Origin of the sequence: Ruminococcus sp. CAG:379 (assembly GCF_000434255.1) — a bacterium.
GTDB classification, from domain to species: domain Bacteria; phylum Bacillota; class Clostridia; order Oscillospirales; family Ruminococcaceae; genus Ruminococcus_F; species Ruminococcus_F champanellensis.
Genome location: NZ_FR894914.1, coordinates 39,265 through 49,013, shown reverse-complemented (window position 1 = coordinate 49,013; position 9,749 = coordinate 39,265). Strand labels below are relative to the sequence as shown.

Sequence of the window (9,749 nt, the reverse complement as noted above, 5' to 3'; positions counted from 1 at the left end):
ACTGGAGTTTATCCTTGATATCCATGTACATGCTTCCTTTCTTCCAACCAAGTGGATTTGCCGGAATTACTTGTATTTATAGCATAGATATGCTATAATCGAAACAAATAGAAGTGGGAGGTTCCATCATGCGCTTGATTGTACTGTCGGATTCACACCGGAACTATGATGCTCTGCGTCGGGTTTTTTGCCGCCATATGGATGCAGATCTGTTCATCCACCTGGGGGATGGGGAGGAGGAACTGGATCTGCTGCTGACCCAGTTCCCGGATCTTTCCGCCCGAACCTGGCATGTAAAAGGGAACTGCGATTACGACAGCATGAGCCTGCCGGTGCTGACCCTGGGGCTGGAGCACAGCCATCGGCTGGTAGCCACCCACGGGCACAATTACGGCGTCAACAGCTCCCTGGAGCATCTCAAGGCACTGGCACGTCAGAACGATGCGGATCTGGTACTGTTCGGACATACGCATGTCCGCTGCGCCCGGTATGAGGATGGGTTGTATCTGCTCAATCCCGGCAGCGTCAGCTGTCCCCGGGACGGCATGCCCCCCTCCTATGGCATCGTGGACGTGACCGAACAGGGGATTCTCACCAACATTGTGCCGGTAACCCCTCGCCCCTAGTGCATCCTATGCGGCAAAGGGGCGTCGGGTGCTGCGTCCGGTCAAACTTTATGCGAAATCACCAAAAATATTTTGGAATTGGCTCTTCCATTATGAGGCAATTCGTGGTATAATCATCATTGGAGGGACTTATGGTCAAAAAGAACCTGCTACTGATCCGGGAGGACGGCAAACGACAGTATCTGCGGATGTTTCTGCTGGGCTTTTTCACCCTGCTTGTGGTGCTGCTGCCCATTGTGATCTTCAACAAGGGGTATTTCATCTACTACGGGGATTTCAATTCCCAGCAGATCCCGTTTTATCACCTTGCCCATGACGCAGTGCGCAGCGGTCAGCTGGGTTGGAACTGGCAGACGGATCTGGGGGCGAACTTTATCGGATCCTACTCCTTCTACCTGCTGGGCAGTCCCTTTTTCTGGCTGACCATACCCTTCCCCAGCGGCGCAGTCCCCTATCTGATACCCTGGCTGCTCTGCCTCAAGCACGGCATGGCGACTATGACCGGGTATGCTTATATCCGCCGCTTTGTGCGCAGTCCCCGTGCTGCCGCCATCGGTGCCATGCTCTACGCCTTTTCCGGCTTCCAGGCATACAACATCTTCTTCAACCACTTCCAGGATGTGACCGCTTTTTTCCCGTTGCTGCTGATTGCCCTGGAGGAACGGGTGAACAACAACCGCCGGGGGGTATTTGCTCTTGCGGTGGCACTGATGGCAATGCTCAATTACTTCTTCTTTGCCGGACAGGTCGTATTCGTGCTGGTCTACTTTCTGTTTCGCTGCACCTGTAAGGATTTTCACATCACCCGGCGAAAGTTCTTCAGCATCGCCCTGGAGTCCATCATTGGCGTGTTGCTGTCGGCAGTGCTGCTACTGCCCTCCTGTCTGACCATTCTGGAGAATAACCGGGTGACAGAGCGGCTGTACGGCATGAACATGGTGGCATACTCCGACCGTACCCGGATCATCCGGATTATCCAGAGCTTCTTTATGATCCCGGATGTACCGGCACGCCCCAATCTGTTCAGCACGGACAGCGCCAAGTGGGCGTCCATTGGCGGCTATCTGCCCCTGTTCGGCATGACCGGCGTCATCGGCTTTCTGGGTACCAGGAAAAAGCACTGGGCTACCCGGCTCACTCTGTTCTGCACGTTCTGCGCCTTCATCCCCATTTTCAATTCCGCCTTCTATGCCTTTAACGGCTCCTACTATGCAAGATGGTTCTATATGCCCATCCTGATCATGGCAATGATGACTGCCATTGCCCTGGACGATGTACAGATTTCTCTGAAGCAGGGCATCTGGATCAGCGGCGGCGTGCTGCTGTTCTGCCTGGCGGCATGTTTTATCCCCATCAAGGACGGGGAGGACATTAAGTGGTTTGACTTTGCAAATTACCCCATCTACTTTGTGCTGATCCTGGCGCTGTGTGTGCTGAATCTGTGCGGGGTGGTCTGGCTTGCGGTATGCCGGAGGCGGGGAGAGCCGGTGCTGCGCCGGGCTATGGCGCTGACCATCGGGGCGTGCGTGCTCTGCACCGCCTCCGTGGTGTACTTCGGGGTTTCCTTAGGCCCCATCCCCCGTACCTACGCCCGGATCGGCATCGAGGGCGGCGAGAAGATTTCTCTGCCGGATCCCCGGGAGCAGTTTTACCGGATCGACATTTCGGAGGATTACGACAACTACCCCATGTTCTGGGGCTGTTCCAATATGCGTGCCTTTCAGAGCGTAGTGCCGGTTTCTATTATGGAATTTTACGACCAGGTCGGGGTCACCCGGGATGTGGCATCCCGTGCCTCCATTGAGCACTACACCCTTCGGGGGCTGTTCTCCGTCCGGTATTACTTTGACAAGGTGAACAACTCCAAGAAGGATGAATATTCCTTCGACTGCGGTTTGCCCGGGTTTGAATATGTGGGGATACAGAACGAATTTTATGTATACGAGAACCAGTACTACATCCCCATGGGCTTTACCTATGACAGCTATGTGTCCCAGGAGGATGTGGAGGGCAGATCCGGCATGAGCTGTGAAAAGGTGCTGATCAACTCCATTGTGCTGAACCAGGAGCAGATCCAAAAGTATGGCAGCCTGATGAAGCCAGTGCTCCAGAACAATGCCTATGGGTTGACGGAGGAAAGGTATCTGGAAGCCTGCCGGGAACGGGCGGCGCATGCCTGCGACAGCTTTCGGTATGATTCCAGCGGCTTTACCGGCACCATCACCCTGGAGCAGCCCAATCTGGTGTTCTTCAGCGTGCCTTATGAGGCAGGATGGAGCGCCACGGTCAACGGGCAGCCGGTGGATGTGGAACGGGTCAGCTACGGCTTTATGGCAGTGGAAGCCCAGGCGGGGGACAATGTGATTGTCTTTACCTATGAGACGCCGGGTCTGCGGATCGGCGCATGGCTTACCGGGGCTGGGGCATTGCTGCTGGTGCTGTATCTGCTGCTGACCAGGAAGTGCCGGAAGCAGGAGGCAAAGCAGGAGTGCTTCCACACCTGCTGGTATGGATATGACTTGCAGCAGGATGTGTCTGCCGCTATGCAGTATGCGGCATATTTGTCCCGGTACGCCGGGAGATGGAACGAGGAAGGGGAGAAGTCAGAAGATGCATCTGAACGAAGAGACGATCAAAAGTGAAACCGTATTTGAGGGGAAGATCCTCTATGTGACCCGGGACGTGGCAAAGCTGGAAAATGGCAGAGAAGCCATCCGGGATGTGATCCACCACAACGGGGGCGTATGCGTGGTGCCCCTGACGGAGCAGGGGCAGGTGCTGATGGTGCGGCAGTTCCGCTATCCGCACCACTGTGTGACCCTGGAGGTGCCCGCAGGAAAGCTGGAGCAGGGGGAGGAGCCTCTGACCTGCGGCATCCGGGAGCTGTGGGAGGAAACCGGCACCAGGGCGGAATCTATGGAATATCTGGGCTCCCTGTTTCCCACGCCTGCATATGACACGGAAGTGATTCATATGTATCTTGCAAAGGGCTTGCAGGTGGGAGGCATCCAGAAGCTGGATCCGGACGAGTTCGTGGACGTGGAGCGGATCGATCTGCGTGAGGCGGTAAATATGGTTTTGCGGAACGAGATCCAGGACGCCAAGACCCAGATCGCATTGATGAAGACCTATCTGCTGGAGCAACAAAAAAAGCAGGGAATGTAAACATTCCCTGCTGAAATTCAGAATGGATTATACAAGGGCATCGTGGGCGGATTCTTCTGCTTCAAGCAGTGCTAGATGCTGGGAGTAAGCCTCCAGAATCTGCTGCTCAAACATCTGTCGGGCGGCAGGGGAAATGGGATGTACAATATCCCGGAACACGCCGCTTTCGTCCTTTCTGCTGGGCATGGCGACGAACAATCGCTCATCCCCCTGGACGACCTTGATGTCGTGTACGGCAAGCATGTTGTCCAGCGTAACGGATACTACCGCACGCAGCCTGCCTTCTGTAATGATCTTTCGGATTTTGATGTCTGTAATTTCCATGTGTGCTACCTCCTTATGTTGTACGGATATGTCTAGCATGGTGTTACAATGTGGTGTGTATACGATGCCTCCTTGTATTCTGTATTATACACCATTTTTATGAACAATCAAAGCATCGCTTTGTGAATAAACTACAAAGGAACGAGATGGTTATTATGAATCTGAACATTCTAAATGGAAAAAAACACATTCACTTTATCGGGATCGGGGGCTCCGGTATGTATCCCCTGGCGCAGATTCTCCACAGCTGGGGCTATTATCTCACCGGGTCGGACAACAACGAAACCGAGACCCTGGAGGCTGTCCGGAAGCTGGGGATCCCGGTGATGCTTGGACAGCGGGCAGAGAATATTGCGGGGGCGGATCTGATCGTCCACACCGCAGCCATTATGGCGGACAATCCGGAGTTGATCGCTGCCAAAGCCAGCGGCGTACCGGTGCTGGAGCGCAGTGAACTGCTGGGCATCGTCACCTCCAAGTATGACAATGCCATCTGCATCTGCGGCACCCACGGAAAGACTACCACCACCTCCATGGCGGCGCAGATTCTGTTTACCGCCGGGGTGGATCTGTCCGCTTTCATCGGAGGCAAGCTGCCCTGTATCGGGGGCAGCGGCAGAGCCGGCAAAAGTAATATCATGGTATGTGAGTCCTGTGAATTTGTGGACACCTTTCTGAAGCTGTATCCGGACGTGGCAGTGATCCTGAACGTGGATGCGGACCATCTGGACTACTTCGGCACTCTGGAGAATGTGATCAAGTCCTTCCATAAGTTTGCCGAAAAGGCAAGCCGGACAGTGATCTACAACGGCAATGACTCCAACACCCGGAAGGCAGTGGAGGGCATCACCGGCAAGGAGATGATTACCTTCGGCAATACGCCGGACTGCGATTACTATGCGGCACAGGTGCAGCATGTCAGCGGTATGGAGACGCACTTCATCGCTATGCATCATGACAAGCCCATGGGGGAGATCGTGCTGCATGTAGCAGGGATCCACAACGTACTGAACGCCATGGCAGCCATTGCGGCGGCGGATCACGCAGGGGTTCCCTTTGACGCAATTCAGAAGGGGCTGTGTGAATTCCGTGGCGCAGGCAGACGCTTTGAAAAGGTTGCCCAGGTTGGAGGCATTACGGTGGTGGACGATTATGCACACCATCCGGCGGAGCTGACGGTGACGTTGAATGCGGCAAAGGAAATGGGCTATCGCCATGTGTGGGCAGTGTTCCAGCCATTTACCTTCTCCCGGACGGCTATGCTGCTGGATGATTTTGCAAAGGCCCTGTCCATTGCGGATACGGCGGTGCTGACGGATATTATGGGCTCCCGTGAGAAGAATACCTACCACATTTTCACCCGGAATCTGGCAGAGAAGATTCCTGGCTGCGTCTGGTTCCCGCAGGATGAAACCGAGGAGCCGAACGATACCCGAAAGTATCACAATTTTGACCAGGTTTGCGACTATATCTGCAAGCACGCACAGCCGGGGGATCTGGTGATTACCCTGGGCTGCGGAGATGTATACAAGATCTCCCGGCGGCTTGCAAAGGAACTGCCACAGGGCTGATAACGAGGAGAGGAGCGGATTTTCCTGCATATGCGGAAAATCAGTGATGAATCATGCTGAACGATCAGGCACGTGCAGTCTATGACTATATCAGACTGCGTACCGAAACAGACATTCCGCCGTCCGTGCGGGAGATCTGCGCCGCACTTGGGATGAAATCCACTTCCACCGCACACCGTTACATCAATTTGTTGGTGGCGGATGGATACCTGGAGAAATCAGGGAATCAAAACCGGGGAATCCGGCTCGCCGGAGGTCGGCCTTTGCGGATTCCGGTGGTGTCCCGGCTGGATGGTACCCCGGAGCAGGCAGAAAGCTATGTTGCCTTTTATCCGCTGCCCCAGGGGGACACCCGGTATGTGGCATGGCGGATGCCGGATGAGACCGGCTTGGCATACGGCATACAGCCGGGGGATCTGCTGGTGATCGGTCTGGGGACACCTCCGGCGCCGGACATGCTCGTGGTGTGTGCGGCAGAGGGAGAACCGGTGCTGACACGGGACACCACAGGGTACTGTGTGGGCTTTGTGGCGGCAGTATGGCGCAGTATGCTTCCGGCACAAAAAATTTTTTCAGAACCCCTTGACAAAGCCGAGGGAACGTGATATACTCATGTCAATGGCGATGACGAAGACTGTATCGGATATTATTTTGCGCAGAGAGCCGGCGGCTGGTGTAAGCCGGTGAAAATATACCGATTGCTGATCCCTTCCGAGCTGAAACCTGAACGGTGTAAACCAAGTAGGCGTTTCCGTTTTTGCCGCGTGAAGGCAATAGGCTTGTTAGAGCCGATGAGGGGCGCAATGCGCAATTTGAGTGGTACCGCGGGAACATATCTCGTCTCAAAGAACATGATCTTTGAGACGATTTTTTTATTTGTCTCAAAGGCGAATAATCAAATGCATAGAAAGGATGAAACGCAATGGGAGCAAACATGGATCACGCAATCAAAGAGGTTGCAGAGCGTATTCGGGCTGTGCGGGAGGACGTGGGGCTTTCCGTAGAGGAAATGGCGAAGCGCACGGATGTATCTGTTGAGGAGTACAAGGCGCTGGAGGCAGGACAGAGCGACTTCAGCTTTACGTTTATTTACAAATGCGCCAAGGCATGCGGCGTGGAGATCACGGATGTAATGGAAGGCGAAAGCCCCAAGGTAACCAGCTACACTGTGACAAGAGCCGGCAAGGGTCTGCCCATCGTGCGGCGTGAGGGCTTTGCCTATTACCGTCTGGCACCTCAGTTCCGTCACAAAATCAGTGAGCCCTTCTTTGTAAAGATCCCCTATTCCGAAGAAGCAATGGACAAGCCTTTGCATATGGCATCCCACGTGGGACAGGAATTTGATATCGTGGTCAAGGGCTGCATGAAGATCTATATCGGCGACCACAGCGAGATTCTCCACCCCGGCGACAGCATCTACTACGATAGCTCCACGCCCCACGATGAGGTTGCCATCGGCGGCGAGGACTGCGAGATCTACGCCATCGTTATGAATCCCAACGGTCAGGGGGGTGTGCCGGAGTATAAGGAGCATGTGCAGACCCGTGTGCTCACCAACGTGGACAAGGCTGGGCTGGTGCATCCGGTTTCAGAAAAGTTTGTGTCCACCACTACGGATGAATTCGGGCATCTGACCGGTATCGAATACCACAACACCAACACCTTCAACTTCGGCTTTGACATCGTGGACAAGGTTGCGGAAAAGACTCCGGACAAGCTGGCAATGCTCCATGTGTCCAATGACTTTACAGAGCGCCGCTTTACCTTTGCGGATATGAAGCGCTATTCCAATATGACCGCCAACTACTTCCGCTCCCTGGGCATCAAGAAGGGCGACCGGGTGATGCTGGTACTCAAGCGGCACTATCAGTTCTGGTTCTCCATCGTAGCTCTGCACAAGCTGGGTGCTATCGCAATCCCGGCAACCAACCAGCTGCTGGAGCACGATTATGTATATCGGTTTGATGCAGCAGGCGTCAGCGCCATTGTCTGCACCGGTGACGGGGATGTAACCACCCACGTTGAGGGCGCTGTCAAGCAGTGCAAGTCCGTTAAGACCCTGATCTGCACCGGCGGACCTCGTCCAGGCTGGCATGATTTCGATGGAGAGCTTCCTGCATACAGCGACAAGTTCGAGCGGACGGAGGATACCTCCTGTGGTGATGACCCGATTCTGATGTTCTTCACTTCCGGCACCACCGGCTACCCGAAGATTGCAACCCACAGCCACAAGTATGGTCTGGGGCACTTCCTGACTGCAAAGTACTGGCAGAATGTAGATCCCAATGGTCTCCACTTCACCATCTCCGACACCGGTTGGGGCAAGGCGCTCTGGGGGAAGCTGTACGGTCAGTGGATGAATGAAGCACCGGTATTCACCTATGACTTTGACCGGTTCGACGCAAACAAGATCCTGCCGATGTTCGCAAAATACCACATCACCACCTTCTGCGCACCGCCCACCATGTTCCGTTTCTTCATCAAGGAGGATCTGTCCAAGTTTGACCTGTCCTCTCTGAAGTATGCGGTGGTTGCCGGTGAGGCACTGAACCCGGAGGTATACAACCGGTTCCTGGAGGCTACGGGCATCAAGCTGATGGAGGGCTTTGGTCAGACTGAAACTACCCTGTCCATTGCCAACTTCGTAGGGGATTCCAATAAGGTCGGCTCCATGGGCAGACCCAGCCCCCTGTACGACATCGATATCGTGCTGCCGGACGGCACACCTGCAAAGCCCGGTGAGACTGGTGAGATCGTAATCCGCACCGACAAGAAGGTTCCCTGCGGCTTGTATCTGGGCTATTACAACAACGAGGAAAAGACCAAGGAAGCATGGCACGATGGTGCTTATCATACCGGCGATACTGCATGGCGGGATGAGGACGGCTACTTCTGGTATGTGGGTCGTGTAGACGATCTGATCAAATCCTCCGGCTACCGGATCGGACCCTTCGAGATCGAAAGCGTTATCATGGAGCTGCCCTATGTACTGGAGTGTGCCATCACTGCAGCGCCGGACGAGATCCGTGGTCAGGTGGTCAAGGCGTCCATCGTGCTGACCAAGGGTACGGAGGCTTCTGAGACGCTGAAGAAGGAGATCCAGAACTATGTCAAGGAGCATACCGCTCCCTACAAGTATCCGAGAATCGTAGAATTTATGGAGGAGCTGCCTAAGACCATCAGCGGCAAGATCCGCCGTGTAGCACTGCGGGAAAACAGCGAAAAGCAGAAATAATACGGGTAATAAGAAAGCGGAGCATATGCTCCGCTTTCTTTATTCAGGGCAAAGCCACCTGGCATGCATTGTGCAGTGCTGCCCCAAGGGTTTTGCCCTGCCAGCTGCCTGCCTGCGCCTGCGCCTTGTCGATGGCGGACAGCACCGCAATTTTCCGCATGCTCCACAGTGGGGCGATCAGCTTATTCCGATCACCGTCCCCGGTAATACGTTCGATGACGGTCTCCGGGGGCAGCACCTCCAGCTGCCGGAGGATCACGGACACATACTCCGCCTGGGACATGACGGAAAACCTGCCGGCATTATACCAGTCTGCCAGAGCCGTGCCCCGGATCACATGCAGCAGTTGTAGCTTTACTGCATCCGGATGCAGCAGCCCTACCCGCCAGGCAGATTCTACCATCTGCACAGGAGTTTCCCCCGGCAGTCCGTTGATGAGATGCACACAGGTGCGGATCCGCCGTTGGTGCAGCTGCTCCATGGCATTCGCAAAGATGGAAAAGGGGTAGCCCCGGTTGATGCGCCGGGCGGTATCGTCCATACAGGTCTGCAAGCCAAGTTCCACCGTCAGATTTGTCCGGTGGGACAGCTCCTCCAGGTACGCCAGAACATCTGTGGGCAGGCAGTCGGGACGGGTGCCGATGGCCAATCCCATCACTGCCGGATGGGAAAGGGCGGGTTCGTACACCTGCCGGAGCCGTTCCACCGGGGCGTAGGTATTGGTATGCACCTGGAAATAGGCAATGACCCGTGGATCCGGATCCCTTTTCCGGATCCGGGCAAGCTCCGCTTCCAGTTGCTCCGGGATGGGCATAGCGGCAGCATGGG

At 55.0% G+C, this 9,749-nt stretch carries 8 protein-coding genes; 6 read left to right on the top strand and 2 right to left on the bottom strand.

Going from position 1 to position 9,749, the window contains the following annotated elements; translation table 11 throughout:
- The first annotated feature begins 128 nt into the window (after nucleotides 1-128).
- The 3 genes from QVO51_RS09015 to QVO51_RS09005 all read left to right on the top strand — a co-directional run bounded on the left by QVO51_RS09015 (nucleotide 129) and on the right by QVO51_RS09005 (nucleotide 3,791).
- A complete protein-coding gene (locus QVO51_RS09015; RefSeq protein WP_022358134.1) occupies nucleotides 129-626 on the top strand; it encodes a metallophosphoesterase family protein in 498 nt (165 codons plus the stop codon).
- Nucleotides 627-757: 131 nt separating this feature from the next.
- Nucleotides 758-3,268 carry a YfhO family protein gene (locus tag QVO51_RS09010; RefSeq protein WP_022358133.1) on the top strand — a complete coding sequence of 837 codons (2,511 nt, stop codon included), beginning with the start codon at nucleotides 758-760 and terminating at the stop codon, nucleotides 3,266-3,268.
- Nucleotides 3,237-3,791 carry an NUDIX domain-containing protein gene (locus QVO51_RS09005; protein WP_022358132.1) on the top strand — a complete coding sequence of 185 codons (555 nt, stop codon included), beginning with the start codon at nucleotides 3,237-3,239 and terminating at the stop codon, nucleotides 3,789-3,791. Before QVO51_RS09010 ends, QVO51_RS09005 begins: the two co-directional genes overlap by 32 nt.
- A 27-nt stretch (nucleotides 3,792-3,818) precedes the next feature.
- Here the strand turns inward: QVO51_RS09005 and spoVG are convergent, their stop codons facing one another.
- Nucleotides 3,819-4,115, bottom strand: coding sequence for a septation regulator SpoVG (gene spoVG, locus QVO51_RS09000; RefSeq protein WP_015558064.1), 297 nt, complete (start codon nucleotides 4,113-4,115; stop codon nucleotides 3,819-3,821).
- Nucleotides 4,116-4,270: 155 nt separating this feature from the next.
- Here spoVG and murC point away from each other — a divergent pair, with 155 nt between their 5' ends.
- The 3 genes from murC (at nucleotide 4,271) to QVO51_RS08985 (ending at nucleotide 8,921) form a co-directional block, all read left to right on the top strand.
- Nucleotides 4,271-5,686, top strand: a complete 1,416-nt coding sequence (murC, locus tag QVO51_RS08995) for a UDP-N-acetylmuramate--L-alanine ligase (RefSeq protein ID WP_288168055.1) — start codon at nucleotides 4,271-4,273, stop codon at nucleotides 5,684-5,686.
- 53 nt (nucleotides 5,687-5,739) lie between these two features.
- Nucleotides 5,740-6,291 (top strand): LexA family protein, encoded by a 552-nt coding sequence (locus QVO51_RS08990; RefSeq protein ID WP_022358130.1) that lies wholly within the window; start codon nucleotides 5,740-5,742, stop codon nucleotides 6,289-6,291.
- Between the two features lie 317 nt (nucleotides 6,292-6,608).
- A complete protein-coding gene (locus QVO51_RS08985) occupies nucleotides 6,609-8,921 on the top strand; it encodes an AMP-binding protein (RefSeq protein ID WP_022358129.1) in 2,313 nt (770 codons plus the stop codon).
- A 43-nt stretch (nucleotides 8,922-8,964) separates the two neighbouring features.
- Here QVO51_RS08985 and QVO51_RS08980 read toward each other — a convergent pair.
- The coding region (locus QVO51_RS08980; protein WP_288168054.1) for a TIGR01212 family radical SAM protein at nucleotides 8,965-9,749 on the bottom strand (785 nt) is incomplete at its 5' end.